Source organism: Streptomyces sp. NBC_00669, assembly GCF_036226785.1.
GTDB lineage: Bacteria > Actinomycetota > Actinomycetes > Streptomycetales > Streptomycetaceae > Actinacidiphila.
This window is the reverse complement of record NZ_CP109018.1, coordinates 7,935,334-7,953,245: the sequence shown is the minus strand read 5'-3', so window position 1 is coordinate 7,953,245 and position 17,912 is coordinate 7,935,334. Positions and strand designations below refer to the sequence as shown.

Below are 17,912 nucleotides of genomic sequence, written 5' to 3'. Positions count from 1 at the left end.
GGCAACCGGTATCCGAGCAACCGCTATCCGGGCAACCGGCGACCGTGACCGTGACCGCCTCCGTGCCGGCCGGCGAGCCGCCGGCCTGGGCCGTGCTGCAGCGGCGGCTGTTCTCCGCGCTGGACGAGGTGTGGAGGGTCTTCGAGGAGAGGTACTGCGACCCCGACGGCGGGCTCCGCTTCGACGGGACGCTTCAAGGACGCGACGGGGCGGACGACTTCTACGAGCCGTTCTTCAACTGGCCCATGCTCTACCTGCTCGGCGGGGCGGACGACCTGCTCGACGCGTGCAAGAGGCACTGGAACGGCGTCACCCGGCAGCTGACAGACGCCGGCTTCCTGATCGACGAGTACGAGCGCGGGTACGACTGGTTCCACCAGGGCGAGTCGCTGCTCATGTTCTACGGGATCTGCGCGGCCGACCCGTCCGACGAGGAGTTCCGCCGGCGGGCGCTGCGCTTCGCCGACCTCTACCTGCCCGCCTCGCCCGCGGGCAACGTGGACGGGCCGCGGCGGATGATCCGGGCCCCGCACACCGGAAGCGGCGGACCGCGCCGGGGCGTCAACGAGGAGTGGGCCGCGGGCTACGGCGCCGAACTGGCCGGCATGCGGCCCTACGGCCTGCCCCTGGAGGACCTGCCCGGCATCGACACCTGGGACGACCTCGCCGACCCCGTCAACGCGCGGCGCATGGGCGAGGAGATGGACCGCCGGCTCGGCGACGGCGACGTCGCGGTGAACCTCGCCTCGACCTCGCTGATCGCCAACGCGTGGCTGTACTCGCACGAAGCCCGCTACCGCGACTGGCTCGTGGCGTACGTACGGGCCTGGCAGGAGAGGACGGCCGGCTGCGGCGGCGCGGTCCCCGACAACGTGGGACCGGCCGGGCAGGTCGGTGAGCTGCACGGCGGCCGCTGGTACGGCGGGGCGTACGGCTGGACCTGGCCGCACGGTCTGCACAGCGTCGGCGCGGTCGCGGTCATCGCCGCCATGAACGCCGCTCTGGTCACCGGCGAGAACGGCGCGTGGTTCGACCTGGCCCGGGCCCCGTTGGACCAGGTGCTGGCCGAGGCGACCCGCGGGCCGATCCGTGACGGGGACTCCAGCATGGCCATGACCTGGCGCCAGCGCCTGGGGGCCGAGGCCGACGGCGACCTGCAACTGGTGCCGTACCGGCGCGGCCTGCACGGCTGGTTCGACCGCCAGCCCCTGCAACTCGCCTTCCCGGCCTGGATCTGGTGGTGCTCGGGCGAAACGCGGGACCAGCGCCGGCTCAGCCGGGTGGAGGCCGAGTGCGGCTACGACTGGACGACCGTGCACGCCTTCCGCGACAAGGAGGAGGCCGGCCACGAGGCGCCGTGGCTGTCCTACCTGGCCGGCCGCAACCCCGACTACCCGGCCCGGGCGCTGGCCATGGCGCTCGGGCAGGTCGCCCGCAGGATGGCGCTGATCCGGGCGGACGACCCGGCGGTGGACCCCGGTGACATCCACCGCTGGCAGCGGCTCAACCCGGTGGTGACGGAGATCCTGGTGCAACTGACCACCGGCGCTCCCGCCGCCCTCTACAACGGCGGGCTCCAGCAGGCAGGGGTGCGCTACTGGGACGCCGACCGCGCCCGGCCCGGCCTGCCGGCCGACGTCGCCGCCCTCGTCGAGGACATCGACCCCGCCCGGATCGTCGTCCACCTGGTGAACCTGAGCAACACCGGCGAGCGGCGCGTGACGGTGCAGGCCGGCGCGTTCGCCGAGGACCGCATCGACCAGGTCGTCGTGGAGGAGCTCGAAGACGGCTACCCAGGCCGGAGCCGCGCCTACCGGGCCGACCGGTTCACCACCAGCACCCGGCGCATCGACGTGGCGGACAACCACCTGCTGGTGATCCTGCCACCGGGAACCCGGCTGCACCTGACCCTGTCGGTCAGCCGCCGTCAGTTCACCCCGAGCCACCCGACGTTCGACCGATTCCAGGAGAAGCAGAAATGACGCATGTTGAGCAGGCCCAGCCGGTGTTCCCCCTTCCGGTGCGCGGCGACGCCTACCAGCGCGCCGACGCGGCGACGGTGGCGCAGATGGGCCAGGTCAGCAGCGCCACCGCGTGCGCGAAGCTCCACGCCCTGGGGATCAGGCGCACCTGGATGGAAGGGCCGCGGCCGCTCGACGCCGGGCAGCGGATCACCGGGTCGGCGCTGACCCTCCAGTTCATGCCGCAGCGCGAGGACATCGCCAGCGGCCTGGCCCAGGAGGCCGTCGAACGCCAGACCGCCCTGTGGGCGGTGCTGGAGGAGGTGCAGCCCGGCGACGTCCTGGTCATCCAGGCGTACGGATCGGCGTTCAGCGGCTGCCTCGGCGACATGCTGGTGCGCTACTTCAAGCGCAAGGGCGGCGCCGGGATCGTCGTCGACGGCAGGATCAGGGACGCGCCGCGGGTCCGCGAACTCGGCGTGCCGATCTGGTGCACCGGCACCACGCCTCACTACGCCTCCCAGTCGGAGCTCTTCCCCTGGGCGTACGACGTGCCGATCGCGGCCGGCGGAGTGCTGTGCATGCCGGGCGACATCGTGGTCGCCGACGACGACGGCGCCGTCGTCGTCCCGCAGCGCACCGCGCCGCAGGTGGCGGCCCACGCCCAGGACCACCAGGACTGGGAGGCGTTCAGCCGGATGCGCCTGGACCAGGGCGCCCGGCTCAGCAACTACTACCCGCTGACGTCGGAGTCGCGCGCCGAGTACGAGCAGTGGCGCGACCAGACCCGGGCGGGGCGGTCATGAACCGCGTCTCGGACCGGACCCTGCTGGGCCGCACCGGCCTCACGATCGGCACGCTCGGCCTGGGGTGCGCGCCGCTGGGCAACCTCTACGAGCCGGTCTCCGAAGCCGACGCCGCGGGCACCGTGCGTGCGGCACTCGACGGTGGGACCCGCCTGTTCGACACCGCCCCCAGGTACGGCAACGGCGTGTCCGAACGGCGCCTGGGCCACGCGCTGGCCGAGGTGCCCAGGTCGCGGGTGGCCGTCGCCACCAAGGTCGGCTACCGCTCGGCCGCCGGGGACCCGAGCAGGATGGAGCCGGACTTCTCCTACGACGGCACCATGCGGTCCCTGGAGGAGAGCCTGACCCGGCTCGGCCTGGACCGCGTGGACATCGCGCACGTGCACGACCCCGACGATCACGAGCAGGAGGCGCTCGCGGGGGCCTTCCGCGCGCTGGCCGACCTGCGGGAACAGGGCGTGGTGGCCGCGATCGGCGCGGGCATGAACCAGAGCGAGATGCTCGAACGGATCGTCGCCCGGGTCGACGTGGACTGCGTGCTGCTGGCCGGCCGGTACACCCTGCTCGACCAGGGCGCCCTGTCCGGCCTGCTGCCCTCGTGCGAGGCCCGTGGCGTCGCGGTTATTCTCGGCGGGGTGTACAACTCCGGCCTGCTGGCCGACCCGCGGCCGGACGCGCGGTACGACTACCGGACGGTGTCGCCGGACCGGCTCGCCGCCGCCCTGGCCGTCCAGGAGATCTGCGCGCGTCACGGGGTGCCGATGAAGGCGGCGGCCCTGCGGTTCGCTCTCGGGCACCCCGCCGTCGCCGCTCTGGTCGTCGGCGCCAGGACCGCCGCCGAAGTGCGGGAGAACCAGGCGATGCTGGACGTCGCGGTCCCCGCGGAGGTCTGGTCCGAGCTGCGGGCGGCGGGCCTGCTCGAAGCGGCGGTGCCGACGCCGTGATCACCGTCGACGCACATGTCCACCTGTGGGACCCCGACCTGCACGACCACGCGTGGCTGCGGGCCGCCGGTGACGCCGAACTGCGGCGCTCCTTCGGCCTCGACGACCTCGTGGCGGCCGCCGCGCCTTCCTCGACGCACATCGTGGTGCAGGCCGGGCGGACGGTCGCGGAGAGCCGTTGGCTGCTGGGCCTGGCGGCGCGGTCCGCGCGGATCGCGGGTGTCGTCATCCACGGGGATCTGGGCGACGCCGCCGTCGTGGACACCATCGACGCGCTGCGTGCGGGCGACGGGGGTTCGGCGCTGGTCGGGCTGCGCGACCCGGTCGGGGCAGGCGACGGCGCCCGTCTCGGCCTGGCCCGGGTACGGCGCTCGATGGCGGCGCTGGCCGAACGCGGCCTGACCGTGGACCTGTTGCTGGGCAACGGCACCCTGGACGACGCCTACCAGGCCACCAGGGATCTGCCGCAGGTGCGGTTCGCCGTCGACCACGCCGCCATCTCGGCCGTCGACGTGCGGCGGGACGGCCTGCGCGGATGGGCCGCGCGGCTGGCACCGCTGGGCACCCTGCCGAACGTGGTGGCCAAGCTGTCCGGACTCGGCAAGGCCACCGCGGAACCGGGCGGGGTGCGGCTGCCCGACGTGGCCCGGGTGGCGCTCGACGTGTTCGGCCCGCACCGGCTGATGTTCGGCTCCGACTGGCCGGTCAGCACGCTGTGGGCGCCGTACGGGGACGTGGCCCGCACCACGGCCCGCGCGCTGGGCGGGCTGACCGCGGACGAGACCGCCGCGGTCTGGGGTGGTACCGCCGCCGCTGCCTACGGACTCGGACCGCCGGACACCGCCGGTAGCGCGAATAGAATGACGACACTCTTGCAGGGGGAGAACCCATGACTGGGCTGAATGATCTGCTCGAACAGAGCAAGGGCATGGCATCCGGCGGCCTGCTGTCCGACCGCGTGTACCGGCTGCTGCGCTCGGCCATCCTCAGCGGCGAGATGGTGCCGGACCAGCGGATCGTGGAGTCGGACATCGCCAAGCGCCTGGGCATCAGCCAGGCCCCTGTGCGCGAGGCGGTCAAGCGGCTGGTCCACGAGAGCCTGGTCACGCACGTGCCGCGGCTGGGCAGCCGGGTTGCCAGCATCTCGGTCGAGCAGGCCGAGCAGGCCCGCGAACTGCGCGGCCTGCTCGAGGAGTACGCCGCCCGAGCCGCCGCCAAGCGCCGCGCCGAGGGGTACGTCGACCAGCTGCGCGCCGTGGTCGACGACATGCGGCGGGCGGACCGGCAGGACGATCCGACCAGCTTCCGCGACAGCGACATGGCCTTCCACCGCCTGGTCTGCCAGGCCAGCGGCGACCACCTGCTGCCCCGGCTGTGGGAAGTGATGGAACCCAGCCTCTGGAGCCTTCGGGTGATCTCCAACCCGTTCTACACCGGCGGTCTCAACACGCTGGTCGCCGAACACGCGCGCCTGGTCGAGATGCTGGCCGACGGCCGGGTGGAGGAGGCCGCGCTGGCCTTCCGCCTGCACGCGACCGGCGAGGCCCAGATCGGCTCCAAGCCGCCGCCGGAGGACGACGAACAGCTCCCCATGTCGTAAGGGCGCCGGCTTCCGCGGCAGAGCGTGACCCGTCCGGAGCGGGCTGATCCGTCACTCGCGGGCGTGACCCGTGCCCGCGCGTGGGTGTCCGCGTCCGCGGTCGACGGCACGGGGCGCCCTCGGCGGGGCACCGAATCACCCTCTGCGGTTGCGCCGAACCGGCGGGCGCGCGGGCGCTGGTTTCGCGGTCCGGCGGCGCTTCGGCCTGCCCCGGAGCCGGCCGAAGCGGCCCGCCTGCCGCCGGTGCCCCTGCCCGCCGCCACGGCACCCCCGGGTGGCGAAGTCCCCTGCTCCGGCTGCCCGACGGCGTAGGCCGCTGCCTGCCTTTGACACGCCCAGCCGCGCACCACCCCGTATCGGAGGTTCCGTATGACCCGGCAAGGCGCGCACTCCACCGGCAGCGCCGACACCACCCGGATACTGCTCACGGGCGCCGCGGGCCGGGTCGGCACGCAGTTGCGGCCGCCGGCGGCGCGTGCGGGCCGCACCCTGCGGCTCCTCGACATCACCGCGCCTCCCGCCATCGAGGGGACCGGCGCCGAGGAGACCGTGCTGGCCTCCCTCACCGACGCCGAGGCGCTGCTGGAGGCATGCCGGGGCGTCAGCGCTGTCGTCCATCTCGGCGGCCAGAGCGTCGAGTCCACCCTGGACGACGTGCTCGACCGCAACGTGCGCGGGACGCTGAACCTCCTTCAGGCGGCCCGACTGGCCGGTGTCCCGCGGGTCGTGCTCGCCTCCTCGACCCACGCCGTCGGCTTCCACCGCTACGACGGCGCTCCGGTCGCCGCCGACGTGCCGGCCCGCCCGGACACGCTCTACGGCTGGAGCAAGGCCGCGATCGAGTCGGCCGGGCGGCTCTACCACGACCGCTTCGGCATGGACGTCATCTGCCTGCGCATCGGCAGCTGGTTCCCGACGCCGGTCGGCATCCGCGGGCTGTCCACGTGGCTGTCGCCGGCCGACGGCCACCGGCTCGTCGAAGCCTGCCTGAGCTGCCCCGATCCCGGCTACCGGATCGTCTGGGGGGTCAGCCGCAACACCCGCGGCTGGGTGAGCCTGGCCGAAGGTGAGGCGATCGGCTACCACCCGCTCGACGACGCCGAGCAGTTCGCGCCCGAGGTGATCCGCCGATCGGCCGCACCGGGCCCTGCCGACCCGGGTGCGCCGCGCCTCGGGGGCTCCTGGTGCGCCGTTCCCCTGGGCCGGCCCGGCTGACCCCCGTCCACCCGTGACCACCGCCCGTCCGTAAACACCACCCGTCCGTGACCGTCACCCGTCCATGACCGTCGGCCGAGCACCACCTGGGCCGACACCACCCCTGAATCGGAGATTTATCCATGAACGTCATGAAATGCGAGGTGCGAGGATGCGACTCTCCGGACTGCTCTCCTTTCCGCTGACTCCGTTCGACGATGACGACAACGTCGACCTGGACGTCTTCGCCGACCACCTCGAAGCGCAGATCGCGGCCGGCCCCAGCGGGCTGTTCGTGGCGTGCGGCACCGGCGAGTTCACCGCGCTCGGGCTCGACGAGTACCGGCAGGTCGTGAACGCCGCGGTGACACGGGCCGCCGGACGCCTGCCGGTGTTCGCCGGAGCGGGCGGCGGCCCGCGCATCGCGCGGGAGTTCGCGCGGGTCGCGCGGGAATGCGGCGTCGACGGACTGCTGCTGTTGCCGCCCTACCTGCTGACGCCCACGCCGCAGGGGCTGGTGCGGCACATCCGCTACGTCGCCGATGCCACGCCCCTGCCGATCATCGTCTACCAGCGGGCCAACGCGGTCCTGGACCCGGCTTCCGCGGTCGAACTGCTCGACATCCCGACCGTCGCCGGCATCAAGGACGGCCGCGGCGACGTCGACGCGATGCTGCGCCTGGTCACCGCGGTGCGCACCAGCCGGCACTCCCGCGCCGCCGAGTTCGCGTTCCTCAACGGCCTGCCGACCGCGGAACTCAGCGCCCGTACCTACGGGGCGATCGGCGTGGAGAGCTACTCCTCGGCGGTGCACTGCTTCGCCCCCGACATCGCCACCGCGTTCCACCGGGCCGTGCGGTCCGGCGACGAGGAGGCGCAGCAGGTCCTGCTGACCGAGTTCTACCAGCCGTTCGCCGCGCTGCGTGACCTCGTTCCCGGCTACGCGGTCTCGCTGGTCAAGGCCGGTGCGGAGCTGGCCGGGCTGGCCGTCGGCACCGTCCGCCCGCCGCTGGTGGCGGCCACACCGGAGCATGTCGCGGAGCTCGCCGCCATCGTGGCGCGTGGACGCGCCGCACGTCATCGACTGGAGGAGTCCCGGGTATGACGACCGATTTCCCCACCGAGAGCGGCCTCGCCGGGGCGCAGAGCCCCTCGGGGCGCGCCACGATCATCGACGTGCGCATCACGCCCATCGCGTTCCCCGATCCGCCGTTGCTCAACGCCGTGGGCTGCCACGAGCCGTGGGCGTTGCGCGCGATCGTCGAAGTGGACTGCGGGGACGGCCTGGTCGGGCTCGGCGAGACCTACGGTGACGCCTCGCACCTGACGGTGCTGCGTATGGTGGCACCGCTGCTCGTCGGGCTGGACCCGTTCCGGACCGAGCATCTCAGGTCCGTGGTGGACCGGTTGCTCGGCACCGCCGAGGCACCGGCGGAGAAGCTCGGGCCCGCCGGCGGGATGGGCCCGGAGAAGACGGCGCTGCGGGTCTTCTCCGCGTTCGAGGTCGCCTGCCTGGACCTCCAGGGCCAGGCGATCGGCCGTCCGGTGCACGACCTGCTCGGTGGCCGGGTGCGCGACGAAGTGCCGTTCTCGGCCTACCTGTTCTACAAGTGGGCGCGGCATCCCGGCGGCGACGCGGACCGCTACGGCGCCGCGCTCGACCCGGACGGGATCGTGGCGCAGGCCCGGACGATGGTGCGGACGTACGGCTTTCAGTCGATCAAGCTGAAGGGTGGCGTCTTCGCTCCCGACGAGGAACTCGACGCCATCCGCGCGCTGCGCGCGGAGTTCCCCACGCTGCCGCTGCGCATCGACCCCAACGCCGCCTGGAGCGTGGCGACTTCGCGCCGGGTCGCCGCCGAGACGCAGGGTCTGCTGGAGTATCTGGAGGACCCCACCGAGGGTCTGGCCGGAATGGCCGCCGTCGCCGAAACGGCGGGGATGCCGCTGGCCACGAACATGTGCGTGGTCTCCTTCGACCACCTTCCCGAGGCCGTCGAACGCGGGTCAGTCCAGGTCGTCCTCTCCGATCACCACTACTGGGGCGGGCTGCGGCAGTCCGTGCGGCTGGCGGGAATCTGCGAGACCTGGGGGCTCGGCCTGTCGATGCACTCCAACAGCCACCTCGGCATCAGCCTCGCCGCGATGACCCATCTCGGCGCGGCCCTGCCGCAGATGGCGTACGCCGCGGACACCCACACGCCGTGGCAGCTCGGCGTCGACGTGGTGGAGCATCCGCTGACCTTCGTGAACGGGGCCGTGCCGGTGCCGACGTCGCCGGGGCTCGGCGTGCGGCTGGACCGGGACGCGCTCGCCCGGCTGCACGAGAACTACCTGCGGCAGGGCATCACCGGCCGCGACGACACGGGCTACATGCGGCGGTTCCACCCGGACTTCGACCCGGCCAAGCCGCGCTGGTGACCTGAGCGCCGGTCGGCCCGGCAGCGGTTCCGAGTTCATGGGCGGAGAGGGGGCAGGGGCGGAGCGGCATGTCCGACGGCTCGCCGGGAGCGGTCAGGGCTCGACCAGGTCCAGTACCGCGGCGAGTTCGCGCTCCAGTTCCTCGATCCGCGGGCGGTCGGGGCCCATCACCGCGTAGCGCCAGTGGGTCCCGGCCCCGCTGGGACGGGCGGCGCCGCCGGCGTACAGGACGACGCCTTCGCCGTGCGTGGAGCCGTAGGCCAGTCCGGTGGTGTCCAGGCGCCGGACGGCCTGGGTGAGCGTGTGCGGGGTGCGGGCGGTCCGTTTGGCGATGAGCCAGGCGGGCGCCGGGCGGCCGGCGGCGTGGCCGAGGCGGGTGACCATGGCCTGCGGTGTGGTGGTGGCCGTGCGCCGTACGTTGCTCTCGGTGGCGTGGAGCGTTCCGTCGTCGTCCAGGAGGGCGTCGATGCTGTACGGCCCGGCGTACCCGTGGTCGGCGAGGTGCTGTCCGAGGGCGACGCCCCACGCGTGCAGTTCCGCGATCACCTCGGCGGGTACGTCGCGAAGCGGTGAGCGGTAGCCGGTGAACGAGGCGTCGTGGGTGAGCATCTCGCCGCTGAACACGACCCGTGGCCCGGCCGCCTCGACGACGCACTGCACGCTGACCTCCTTCGTGTACTGGACGCAGCGCTCCACGACCCACAGCCCGGTCCCGTCCGGTTCCGCTCCGGCGGCCGGGTCGCCGCGGGAGACGAACCGCATGCCGACGCCGCCCGCGGAGCGGTCCGCCTTGACCACCACCCGCCCGAACCTGGACACCATCCGCGCCACCGCACCCGGCACTTCGGCGCCTTGGCACACCTGGCCTTCCGGCATCCGGATGCCCCGCTCCCGCGCGACGGCGCGGAACCCGGTCTTCGTGTTGAGCCGGTCCACCGCGCCCAGCACGCCGGCGCCGGGCCGGCCGGACGCGAACGGGAAGACCTGGATGCCGAGTTCGGCGGCCAGCGCGACCGCCGCGCCGTCCAGCACGAGAGGAAGCAGCCGTGTCCCGGGATGCCGGCGGGCCAGGTCCTGGAGGGTTCCGCCGAGTCCGTGCCGCCGGACGGCCTCCGGCATGCCGGTTCCCGGCAGGTCCGGAACGACGACGACCTCCACCGTCTCGTGGGGGAACCCGAGCAGCCCTCCGGCGTAGCGCCGGAAGTCCTCCGGGATCGGGACCGGGCTGACCAGCACGTCACCGGGCCGGGTCAGCCAGACCTTCCGGGGCGCCTGCTCCGACCACCCCCGCACCGCCTCGCTCGCGTCCAGACTCGCCGGCACCGGGGAAGCGAAGTTCGCGAGAAGAACCAGCGGAGCGACGTCGTCGTGCTCCGGAATCATGATCCGGTCCTTCCCGTTTCCCGTTTCCCGCTTCCCCGTTGCCACATCTCGGGTGGTCGGCTCAGTCGTCGTTCGAGTCGGGGACCAAGACGCTCTGGCCGAACTCGCTGACGGCCCGCTCGCCCGGGCCGACGATGCGGAGCAGGTCACCCGAGCAGTGCGGGCCGCTGTAGACGACCACCGGCTGGTCGGTCTGGTTGTCCACGGTCAGCGGCCACCGGTTCGAGTCGTAGCAGCCCTGCGGGTTCTGGTAGGCGCGTCCGTCGACGATCAACGTGCCCGCGGCCGCCTGGGCGAACGCGGGGACGGCCATCGCGATGCTCGCGGCAGCGGCGAGGGTGCCCAGCGTCTTCATGGCGCGTTTCATCGGTCTCCTCCGTGCAGACTCGGCCGCCGTGTGCGGCCTTCACCGGGATCATGAAGGGCGCCGACGGTGACATACCGTAGCGACGCCGGATCAGTCACCGGGAAAGCGGCAGATAGACCTGACCAGCCGACACGCAGTGTCAAGGTTGCGACCGGGATCGCGCCCGGGCATCCGCGTCGCGCGAAGCAATCCGCACCGCGCGAGGCGTTCACCGCCCGGGACGGCGTGTGGCGTGCCCGACAACTCCGTCGGGCACGCCACCCGCTGAGCGCTCAGAGCTCAGCGGTCAACGGTCAGTTGGGCAGGCCCCAGTGCTGCGCGCCGGTGCCGTTGCAGTCCCAGATCTGGAGTTGGGTGCCCTCGGACGTCGAACTGTTCGGGTCGTCCAGGCACTTGCCGGAGTTGGGGTTGAGCAGCGAGCCGTTGGACTGGGGCTGCCAGACCTGGGCGGAGGTGCTGTTGCAGTCGTAGAGGTCGACGGTGGTGCCGTCCGCGGTGCCGGAGTTGTCCACGTCCAGGCATTTGCCCAGCGCCTGGAGGGTGTTGCCGGCGGCGACGGTCCACTGCTGGGCGGAACTGCCGTTGCAGTTCCAGATCTGCACGGGGTTGAGGTTGGTGGTGTCGGAGGAGCGGTCGTCCACGCACAGCGAGGAGGAGACGCCCGAGACGATCGGCCCGGTCCCCTGCGGGCTGGTGCTTCCGCTGCCGTTGAAGGCACCGAGGCCGTTGGGGGTGCCCAGGCCGGTGGGGCCGTCGTAGCCGGCGGTCGCGGTGCACAGGTAGGAGGGGCTGCACGAACCGTCGGAGCCCGACGTCACGTCGTTGAGCGCGGACGCGTGGCCGTAGAGCACGGACGCGGCGTTCGTGGCGGGGGCGCCGGCGAGCGCGAAGGTCGAGGCGATGATCGGCGAGGAGGCGCTGGTGCCGCCGACCACGAACCAGCCGCCCTGCCCGTAGGTGTCGTAGACGGCCACGCCCGTGCCCGGGTCGGCGACCGCCGAGACGTCGGCGACGGTCCGGTTGCCGCCGCAGCCGGTGTCGGTCTGCCAGGCCGGCTTGGACTCCCACGACGAGCAGCCCGCCCCGGAACCGGACCAGGCCGACTCCGTCCAGCCGCGCGAGGTACCGGAGTCCTGGTGCAGGCTGGTGCCGCCGGCCGCGACGACGTACTTCGAGGTGGCGGGGAAGCTCACCCCGTAGCCGCCGTCGCCGGAGCTGGCGACGTCCACCACCCCGGCGTGGTCGAAGTCCGCGTCGGCGCCGGCGTCGCCCGAACCGTCGCCGGTCCCCCAGCTGTTGGAGATGAAGTGGGCGCCGAGCGACACCGCCAGGTTCTGCGCCGCGTCCAGGTCGCCGGCCTCGATCACCAGGATGTGGCACAGCGGGCACACCGCGGAGACCATGTCGACGTCCAGCGACGCCTCCGTGCCCCAACCCGGGTCCCCGCCGGGGTAGTCGCCCTGCTGGCCGCTCCCGTTGACCTTCCGGAAGCACCCGTTGGCCGTGGTGCACGCGGGCAGGCCGTACTGCGAGCGGTACGTCGCCAGGTCCGACTCGAGGTTCGGGTTGTCCGCCAGTTCCGTGACGGCCACGGTCGCCCCGCCGCCGCTCGACGCGGCGGCGGAGGCCAGGTTGTACGCCTGCTGGAGGTCCGAGGGGCCGTAGCCGGACGGGTTCGCCCGCGGGGACAGCGCGTCGTCATGGAGCGCGTGCAGGTCGGTGCGGACCAGCGCGTAGCAGACCGGGGCACCGGGGTGCAGCGGCGCGGAACACGCGTGTGCGGTCTTCACCTGGCCGGATGAGCCGGATGAGCCGGGCGCGCCGGCCGGAGCGAGGGCGTGGGCCGCGGCCGGCGACGCGGCGGCGAGCCCCGTCGCGGCGGCCAGCGTCAGCACCCACTGGACCAATCTCTTCATGCTGTCACCTGCTCGTGTGGGGGTGGCGAGGGTCCCAACACGGCGGCGGGGACGGGCAAGGACCGCCGACGTGCCGGGAACGCTCTCCCGCGGGTGGCGTCCGAGGTGCGGGGCGCGCGGCTGGACCGGGCGGGCGGACACCATCCGACAACGTTGCCGAGACACCCTGACAACGTTGCCAAATCGTCCCCGGAGTCCGGGAGTTCGCGCATGGAACGGAGCAACCGCCGGGGCGGCCGTGACGGTGGAGGCGGACGCGGGCCATGAGGAGAGCGCTCACCGAAATTAACCAGGCGACATGCACGCGTCAATAGTCTGGACTAACGCCACGCCTCGGCACGCGGCACGGCAGGCGCACGGCGGTGCGGTGCGGCAGCGTGGCGCCTCGCGGTGCGGTGCGGGTGCGGTGCGGGTGCGCCGGAGCGGACCGCTGCCGCGCCGGTGCGGTGCGGCAGCGGGCGCGCGGCGGCCCGGCTACGGACCGCCGCGCCGCGCACCAGGTGCGGCCGGGGAGTCAGCGCTTGATGCCGACGCCGCCGTAGAAGCCGACATGCGCCAACTCCTCCTCCGTCGGCACCGGTTCGTCAGGGCGCCAGAGCGGCGGTTGGACCAGCCCTGGCTCGACCAGCGCGAAGCCGTCGAAGAAGCCCAGCACCTCTTCGTGGGAGCGCAGGGTGAGGGTGGCGGTGGCCCCCTTGTCCCGGTAGACGTCCCGGGCCTCCCCCGCGTCGCCGTCCAGCCGGTGGAAGTCGCCGGTCGTGTGGCTGAGCAGCAGGTGGCTGCCGGCGGGCAGCGCGTCCCGGTAGGCGGCCACCAACCCCGCGGGGTCCTCGTCGTCCCGGATGAAGTGCAGGATCGCCACCAGCATCAACCCGACCGGCTGGTCGAAGTCGATCAGCTCCCTGATGGTCGGATGGCCCAGGATGCTCTGCGGGTCGCGCAGATCACCGAGGAGGAATCCGGTGTTCCCCGCACCCAGCAGATGCGCCCCCGCGTACGTCGCCACGATCGGGTCGTTGTCCACATACGCGACCCGCACCTCGGGCGACACCTCGTGCGCCACCTGGTGGGTGTTGGGCACGGTGGGTATGCCGGTACCGATGTCGATGATCTGCCGGATACCGCTGTCCACCATGTACCGCACCGCCCGGTGCATGAACTGCCGGTTGCCCTGCGCCATCGTCACGATGTCAGGGAACAGGTCGATCACGCGCTGCGCGGCCTCGCGGTCGACCTCGTAGTTGTCCTTGCCACCGAGGTAGTAGTCGTACATGCGGGCCGGGTGGGGCCTGCCGGTGTCGATCTCCTCCACGGAGAACCCCTGATCGGTCAACGCCGTCCTCCCATTCCTTCCATCCGCCCTGCCGGGCCGTTCGGACCGCGCGGCACGGACACCCGTACGCGAGAGCGCGGCCAGGACGCCGGCACCAGATCCTGACGCCGGTGCCGATGCCGGTGCCGGTGCCACCGTAGTCGCCGGCATGGCTCAACTCCTGGGCCATGCACGGCGATCCCCCCGGGTCCGGCTCCGCCAGTGTCCCATCCCGAGCGCGCGACGCGCGGGGGGAATCGTCGGCGATGCCGGCCCGGCCGACGTGGGAAGACACCAGCAGCCCATCCGTCCCCACCTGCCACATCACCGCCGACCTGGCCGCCGGCCCGGCGCCACCGGCGAGCCGGTACCGGCCGCGTCGCCGGCTCGGACGTCGTACTCCCCCGGTAGCCGCGTGAGCGGCGATCCCGGTGCCTCAACCGGCATTCGACACGCTCGACCCGCCTGCGCCAACGCCGGGTCGGCCAGACCAGCGGCGGTAGTCTCGCTCTTCGCCCCTGCCGCTCCGGTCCGGTCCGGGAGACGGTCCAGCGCGCCGCCGACGCCGTGACGGGGGGAGCCGAAGGAGGAGCCCGCGACCGTCGAGGCCGCCGTCGTGCGGGGGTTGCCGGCCGCGAGACGCCTGTTGGAGCGTGATCACATGACCGACCCCACCCGCGACCCGTACCCGACATACGCGGCCATGCGCTCCGCGTGCCCGGTCCAGGCCGTGCCCACCGGTTCGGACGGGGAAGCCGGTTCGGACGGGAAGGCCCGCGCGGACCGGGAATCCGGCTACCTGGTCCTCGGCTACGAGGAAGCCCGGCAGGCGCTGGCCGACCCCCGGCTGTCCAAGGACACCGCCGCCTTCTTCGCCGGCCGGAACTCGCGGCGACGCATGCACCCGGCGGTCGCGCAGACCATGGTGGCCACCGATCCGCCCCGGCACACCAGCCTCCGCAAGCTGGTGACCAGGACGTTCACGACCGGCGCCGTCACACGGCTGCGCCCGTTCATCGCCCGGACCACCGACGCACTGCTGGACCGGTGGCCGGTCGGCGGGCAGGCCGACCTCGTCGCCGACCTGGCGGTGCCCCTGCCGGTCATCGTGATCTGCGAGTTGCTCGGTGTCCCGGAGCCCGACCGGCCCGACGTACAACGCTGGTCCGCCGAGCTGTTCGCCGCCGGGGAACCCGACCTCATCGACGCGGCATCGCACTCCCTGGCCGCGTACGTGACCGGTCTCGTCGCCGCCAAGCGGGCCCGGCCCGGCAACTCGCTCCTGGACCGGCTCATCGCGGCGCGCGACGGGCAGGACCACCTCAGCGAGCACGAGTTGGTCTCCCTGGCGGTGCTGCTGCTGGTGGCCGGCCACGAGACCACCACCAACTTCCTCGGCAACGCCGTCCTGGCGCTCCTCCAGCACCCCTCCGCACTGGAACGCCTGCGCACCGACCCCGAACGCATCCCCGCCGCCCTCGACGAACTGCTGCGCTACGACCCGCCGGTCAGCACGGCCACGTTCCGGTTCGCCACGCGGGCCCTCACGCTCGGCGGCACCGAGATCCCGGCCGACGTCCCCGTGCTGGTGAACCTCGGAGCCGCCAACCGCGACCCGAAGCGCTTCCCCGCGCCGGACCGGCTCGACCTCGACCGCGAGGCCACCGGCCATCTGGCCTTCGGCCACGGCATCCACCGCTGCGTCGGGGCCCCGTTGGCCAAGGCGGAAGCGGACATCGCCCTGCGCGCGATCCTGAGCCGCTTCCCCCGGCTCGGGCTCGCCACGCCGGTCGACCGGTTGGAGTGGCGCCGCACCCGCCTGATGCGCGGACTCGTGTCCCTCCCCGTCCGGACCGGCTGACGCGGTGACGCGGTGAGGCGGTGACGCGTTATGGCACTGAGGAGTTGAGGCAGGCGCCGGAGTGCCGCGCCCGCTACCGCCTGCGGATGAGGCCGAGTTCGGTCGCGGTGGCGACGGCGGCGGTGCGGGAGTCGACGTCGAGCTTGGCGTAGATGTGCGCCAGGTGGGACTTGACCGTCCCCTCCGTGAGGTGGAGCCGGTCGCCGACGGCCCCGTTGGACAGGCCCGTGGCGACCAGGGCCAGGACCTCGGTCTCGCGCCGGGTCAGAGTGGCGCCGGGGGTGCGCAGCCGGTGCATCAGCCGGTCCGCGACGGTGGCCGCCAGGGTGGTGCGGCCGGCGGCGGCGGTGCGTACGGCGGCGGCCAGCTCCTCCGGCGGGGCGTCCTTGAGCAGGTAGCCGGTCGCGCCGGCCTCGATGGCGGGCAGGGTGTCGGCGTCGCTGTCGTAGGTGGTGACGACCAGCACGCGGGGCGCGCCGGGGCGGGCGGTGATGGCGGCGGTGGCCTCGGCGCCGTTCATCCCCCTGCCGAACTGGAGGTCCATGAGGACGACGTCGATGTCTCCTCGGGCGGCGCGGGTCACGGCCTCCTCGGCGGTGGCGGCTTCGGCCACCACGACGAGGCCGGGTTCGGTCTCCAGCACGGCGCGGAGCCCCGCCCGTACGACGGGGTGGTCGTCGGCCAGGAGCAGGCGGATGGGGCGGTCGGTCACGAGCGGGCCTCTGCTGCGGGCGCGAGCGGAAGGCGCGCGGCCACGGAAGCGCCGTGGCCGGGAGCGGACTCGACGGCGAGGGCGCCGCCGAGGGCGTGCACGCGGGCCCGCATCGCCGCCAGCCCGAACCCTCCGGCCTCCGGGTCGGGGACGGGCAGCCGCCCGGGGTCGAAGCCGTGCCCGTCGTCGACGACGTCCACGGCGATGCGGTCGTCCAGGTAGCTGAGGGTGACCTCGGCGGTGGTGGCCGCGGCGTGCCGGACGGTGTTGGCGAGGGCGGACTGGGCGATGCGCAGCAGGGCGACCTCGTGCGCGGTCGGCAGCGTTACGGGGTCGCCGACGACCTGGAAGCGCGCGGTGAGCTGGTGCCGGGTGCTGGTGGCGGTGCACAGGCGTTCCAGGGCGCAGGCGAGGGTGGTGCCCTCCAGAGCGGGCGGGGCGAGGGCGACGACGAAACGCCGCGCCTCGGCGAGGTTGTCCACGGCGGCGTTCCGTGCCTGGTCGACGTAGCGGGCGGCGCTGTCCGGCCGGTCCGGCAGGGCCCGTTCGGCGGCGCGCAGCAGCAACTGGATGCTGGACAGGCCCTGGGCGAGGGTGTCGTGGATCTCGCGGGCCAGGCGCTCGCGTTCGGCCAGCACACCGGCGGCGTGCTGCGCGGCGGCCAGGTCGGCACGGGTGGCGGTGAGCTCCTCGACCAGGCGCCTGCGGTGTTCGCTCTCGCGGTACAGGGCCTGGTAGCCCCAGACCACTGCCACCGCCACGGCGGCACCGAGGGCCGGTCCGATCGCCATGGCCGCGCTGAAGGAGCCCTGGTGTGCGGAGTAGCCGGCGATGGCCGACACCGCTGTGGCCGCGACCGCGGCGAGTCCGGCGCGGCGGGGCAGCAGGTGGAGCTGGAGGAAGTAGAGCGGGAACGCCAGCCACACCCCGTCGGAGGACAGGGCCAGCAGCACCAGCCAGACGGCGCCCATCGCGGCCAGCCACAGTGCGGCGGCCCGGCGCGAGCTGTGCACCCGGGGCAGCACGGGTCCGGCCGCGTACGTCACGGCGCACGCCGCGGCCGCCGCGATGACCGCTCCGGCGTGCGGGCGGTGGTCGATCACGGCCTGGCCGGCGGCCAGGGCGAGCAGGGCGACGACCAGCAGATGCAGGCACCAGGCCAGGGCGCGGGTGGTCGGGGTCAAGGCGGGGGCGGTGACGTTCACGGGGGCGGAGACGTTCGCGGGGGCGGTGATGTTCACAGTCCCTCCAGGCTAAGCAGACGCGGCCGCTCCCGGCCTCCGTCGAAAGTTACAGACCGGGTGCGGCCTTTCGGTGCGGCAAGTGCTGTCCTGGGCCAGATGCCCGGGTGCGGTCCTGACGGCGACGGTGGAGGCACACACCGCGTCCACCCCGCCGGCGGCGGAGGCACACCGCGTCCACCTGCCCGGCGCAC

15 protein-coding genes are annotated in these 17,912 nt (G+C 73.3%); 9 read left to right on the top strand and 6 right to left on the bottom strand.

Annotated features, from left to right (window positions below; translation table 11 throughout):
- Window positions 1-44 precede the first annotated feature (44 nt).
- From OG896_RS33615 to OG896_RS33580, 8 genes are all read left to right on the top strand, one after another.
- Window positions 45-1,982, top strand: a complete 1,938-nt coding sequence (locus tag OG896_RS33615) for a hypothetical protein (RefSeq protein WP_329371413.1) — start codon at window positions 45-47, stop codon at window positions 1,980-1,982.
- A complete protein-coding gene (locus tag OG896_RS33610) occupies window positions 1,979-2,767 on the top strand; it encodes a ribonuclease activity regulator RraA (RefSeq protein ID WP_329371412.1) in 789 nt (262 codons plus the stop codon). The genes OG896_RS33615 and OG896_RS33610 overlap by 4 nt, the downstream gene beginning before the upstream one ends.
- Entirely contained in the window at window positions 2,764-3,711 is a 948-nt protein-coding gene (locus OG896_RS33605) for an aldo/keto reductase (protein ID WP_329371409.1), read from the top strand. Before OG896_RS33610 ends, OG896_RS33605 begins: the two co-directional genes overlap by 4 nt.
- Window positions 3,708-4,604, top strand: a complete 897-nt coding sequence (locus tag OG896_RS33600; protein WP_329371407.1) for an amidohydrolase family protein — start codon at window positions 3,708-3,710, stop codon at window positions 4,602-4,604. Before OG896_RS33605 ends, OG896_RS33600 begins: the two co-directional genes overlap by 4 nt.
- Complete coding sequence (locus tag OG896_RS33595) at window positions 4,601-5,311, top strand: GntR family transcriptional regulator (RefSeq protein WP_329371405.1); 711 nt, start codon at window positions 4,601-4,603, stop codon at window positions 5,309-5,311. The genes OG896_RS33600 and OG896_RS33595 overlap by 4 nt, the downstream gene beginning before the upstream one ends.
- A 369-nt stretch (window positions 5,312-5,680) precedes the next feature.
- Window positions 5,681-6,526, top strand: a complete 846-nt coding sequence (locus tag OG896_RS33590) for an NAD-dependent epimerase/dehydratase family protein (RefSeq protein ID WP_329371403.1) — start codon at window positions 5,681-5,683, stop codon at window positions 6,524-6,526.
- 151 nt (window positions 6,527-6,677) lie between these two features.
- Complete coding sequence (locus OG896_RS33585) at window positions 6,678-7,610, top strand: 5-dehydro-4-deoxyglucarate dehydratase (RefSeq protein WP_329371401.1); 933 nt, start codon at window positions 6,678-6,680, stop codon at window positions 7,608-7,610.
- Window positions 7,607-8,926, top strand: coding sequence for a glucarate dehydratase family protein (locus OG896_RS33580; RefSeq protein ID WP_329371399.1), 1,320 nt, complete (start codon window positions 7,607-7,609; stop codon window positions 8,924-8,926). The genes OG896_RS33585 and OG896_RS33580 overlap by 4 nt, the downstream gene beginning before the upstream one ends.
- Before the next feature lie 93 nt (window positions 8,927-9,019).
- Here the strand turns inward: OG896_RS33580 and OG896_RS33575 are convergent, their stop codons facing one another.
- The 4 genes from OG896_RS33575 to OG896_RS33560 form a co-directional block, all read right to left on the bottom strand.
- Window positions 9,020-10,309: a peptide ligase PGM1-related protein gene (locus OG896_RS33575; protein ID WP_329371396.1), complete on the bottom strand. Its 1,290-nt coding sequence runs from the start codon at window positions 10,307-10,309 to the stop codon at window positions 9,020-9,022.
- A gap of 61 nt (window positions 10,310-10,370) precedes the next feature.
- Window positions 10,371-10,676: a hypothetical protein gene (locus OG896_RS33570; RefSeq protein ID WP_329371394.1), complete on the bottom strand. Its 306-nt coding sequence runs from the start codon at window positions 10,674-10,676 to the stop codon at window positions 10,371-10,373.
- A 293-nt stretch (window positions 10,677-10,969) separates the two neighbouring features.
- The gene (locus OG896_RS33565) at window positions 10,970-12,592 is read right to left on the bottom strand and encodes a ricin-type beta-trefoil lectin domain protein (RefSeq protein WP_329371392.1); all 1,623 of its coding nucleotides are present in this window, start codon (window positions 12,590-12,592) and stop codon (window positions 10,970-10,972) included.
- Window positions 12,593-13,106: 514 nt separating this feature from the next.
- Window positions 13,107-13,925, bottom strand: a complete 819-nt coding sequence (locus OG896_RS33560) for an SAM-dependent methyltransferase (protein ID WP_329371390.1) — start codon at window positions 13,923-13,925, stop codon at window positions 13,107-13,109.
- Window positions 13,926-14,565: 640 nt separating this feature from the next.
- On the opposite strand from OG896_RS33560, the gene OG896_RS33555 reads away from it, so the two are divergent.
- Window positions 14,566-15,765 carry a cytochrome P450 family protein gene (locus tag OG896_RS33555; RefSeq protein ID WP_329371388.1) on the top strand — a complete coding sequence of 400 codons (1,200 nt, stop codon included), beginning with the start codon at window positions 14,566-14,568 and terminating at the stop codon, window positions 15,763-15,765.
- A 73-nt stretch (window positions 15,766-15,838) separates the two neighbouring features.
- Here OG896_RS33555 and OG896_RS33550 read toward each other — a convergent pair whose 3' ends face one another.
- Both OG896_RS33550 and OG896_RS33545 read right to left on the bottom strand, forming a co-directional pair.
- Window positions 15,839-16,477: a response regulator transcription factor gene (locus OG896_RS33550; RefSeq protein ID WP_329371387.1), complete on the bottom strand. Its 639-nt coding sequence runs from the start codon at window positions 16,475-16,477 to the stop codon at window positions 15,839-15,841.
- On the bottom strand, window positions 16,474-17,682 hold the full coding sequence (locus tag OG896_RS33545; RefSeq protein WP_329374435.1) for a sensor histidine kinase: 1,209 nt from the start codon (window positions 17,680-17,682) through the stop codon (window positions 16,474-16,476). The genes OG896_RS33550 and OG896_RS33545 overlap by 4 nt, the downstream gene beginning before the upstream one ends.
- Window positions 17,683-17,912: the final 230 nt, after the last annotated feature.

Excerpts from the sequence above, each read along its gene's own strand:
- OG896_RS33610 (WP_329371412.1), top strand. The coding sequence starts at position 1,979 with ATGACGCATGTTGAGCAGGCCCAGCCGGTGTTCCCCCTTCCGGTGCGC.
- OG896_RS33605 (WP_329371409.1), top strand. The coding sequence starts at position 2,764 with ATGAACCGCGTCTCGGACCGGACCCTGCTGGGCCGCACCGGCCTCACG.
- OG896_RS33595 (WP_329371405.1), top strand. The coding sequence starts at position 4,601 with ATGACTGGGCTGAATGATCTGCTCGAACAGAGCAAGGGCATGGCATCC.
- OG896_RS33590 (WP_329371403.1), top strand. The coding sequence starts at position 5,681 with ATGACCCGGCAAGGCGCGCACTCCACCGGCAGCGCCGACACCACCCGG.
- OG896_RS33585 (WP_329371401.1), top strand. The coding sequence starts at position 6,678 with ATGCGACTCTCCGGACTGCTCTCCTTTCCGCTGACTCCGTTCGACGAT.
- OG896_RS33580 (WP_329371399.1), top strand. The coding sequence starts at position 7,607 with ATGACGACCGATTTCCCCACCGAGAGCGGCCTCGCCGGGGCGCAGAGC.
- OG896_RS33575 (WP_329371396.1), bottom strand. The coding sequence starts at position 10,309 with ATGATTCCGGAGCACGACGACGTCGCTCCGCTGGTTCTTCTCGCGAAC.
- OG896_RS33570 (WP_329371394.1), bottom strand. The coding sequence starts at position 10,676 with ATGAAACGCGCCATGAAGACGCTGGGCACCCTCGCCGCTGCCGCGAGC.
- OG896_RS33565 (WP_329371392.1), bottom strand. The coding sequence starts at position 12,592 with ATGAAGAGATTGGTCCAGTGGGTGCTGACGCTGGCCGCCGCGACGGGG.
- OG896_RS33555 (WP_329371388.1), top strand. The coding sequence starts at position 14,566 with ATGACCGACCCCACCCGCGACCCGTACCCGACATACGCGGCCATGCGC.